At 67.8% G+C, this 1,436-nt stretch carries 1 protein-coding gene; it reads left to right on the forward strand.

Annotated features, from left to right (window positions below):
- Window positions 1–118 precede the first annotated feature (118 nt).
- Window positions 119–1,402, forward strand: coding sequence for an ISL3 family transposase (locus IH26_RS0152430; RefSeq protein WP_030443801.1), 1,284 nt, complete (start codon window positions 119–121; stop codon window positions 1,400–1,402).
- Window positions 1,403–1,436 lie beyond the last annotated feature (34 nt).

Here is a 1,436-nt window from a genome sequence, read left to right on the forward strand (position 1 = left end):
TTTGTGGTTCTACTGACGCATGTGTGGGTGGTTTAAGCCGTTCTGTGCACTACATGCCGTTGTCCCGCCTAGGTTCTGGCTTGTCGAAGGTCAGAACGGAAGATGGCGGGACAACGGCATGCGTAATGCCAGGGTATGGGCTGGGCTGCTCGGACTGCGGAAAACGGTCGTCGAGCGTGTCGAGTTCGACGAGCAGCAGCAGGTCCTCGTCGCGTCGGTACGTCCGGGACGGGGCCGGCGCCGCCGGTGCGGGGTATGCGACCGGCGCTGCGCGGGCTACGACCAGGGCGCCGGACGGCGACGCTGGCGTGCTCTGGACCTGGGCACCATCCGCGCCTACGTCGAGGCGGACGCGCCGCGGGTGTCCTGCCCGGAGCATGGCGTGGTGGTCGCCGCTGTCCCGTGGGCCCGCCACGGCGCGGGACACACGCTCGGCTTCGACCAGACCGTGGCGTGGCTCGCGACGGTCTGCGCCAAGAGCGCGGTGACCGACCTGCTGCGTATCGCCTGGCGTACCGTCGGCAACGTGGTCGCCCGGGTCTGGGCCGACACCGAAGCTCACGTCGACCTGTTCGACGGCCTCAAACGCATCGGTGTTGACGAGATCTCTTACCGCAAAGGACGCAAGTACCTGACCGTCGTGGTCGATCACGACTCCGGCCGGCTGGTCTGGGCCGCCCCGGGTGCGGACAAGGCCGCCCTCGCCGGGTTCTTCACCCGGCTCGGGCCCGAGCGCTGCGCCCGGATCACCCACATCTCCAGCGATGCCGCCGGCTGGATCCGCGAAGCCGTCACCGAACACTGCCCGCAAGCGATCCGCTGTGCTGACCCGTTCCATGTGGTCGCCTGGGCCACCGACGCCCTCGACGAACTACGCCGTGCCGCCTGGAACCAGGTCCGCGGCGCTGCGCGGGGCACCACCCGGGCCAACAACCGCAACCACCGGCCGACCGGCGACACGAAAGCACTCAAGAACGCCCGCTGGGCACTCTGGAAGAACCCGGAAAACCTGACCCTGCGGCAGAAGGAACAACTCGACTGGATCGCCAAGACCCAACCGGCCCTCTACCGGGCCTGGGCGTTGAAAGAGGGCCTGCGCACCGTGTTCGCCATCGCTCGCCGCGACCCGGCCGAGGCGATCGAGGCACTGGACCGGTGGATCAGCTGGGCCCGCCGCTGCCGGATACCCCAGTTCGTCAAACTCGCCCGCAGCATCGTCCGCGACCGTGACGCGATCATCGCCACCATCACCAACCGGCTGTCCAACGCCCTGGTCGAGTCCACCAACACCAAAATCCGGCTCATCATCCGCCGAGCGTTCGGATTCCACTCCGCCGATGCCATCATCGCTCTGGCCATGCTCAGCCTCGGCGGTCACCGACCCGAACTACCCGACCGATGACCGACAACCCACCCACACATCGATCACAAGAGCC

It is taken from the genome of Actinoplanes subtropicus, assembly GCF_000721705.1.
Taxonomy (GTDB): Bacteria; Actinomycetota; Actinomycetes; order Mycobacteriales; family Micromonosporaceae; genus Actinoplanes; species Actinoplanes subtropicus.

Coding starts and splice junctions, on each gene's coding strand:
- IH26_RS0152430 (WP_030443801.1), top strand. CDS start 119: ATGCGTAATGCCAGGGTATGGGCTGGGCTGCTCGGACTGCGGAAAACG.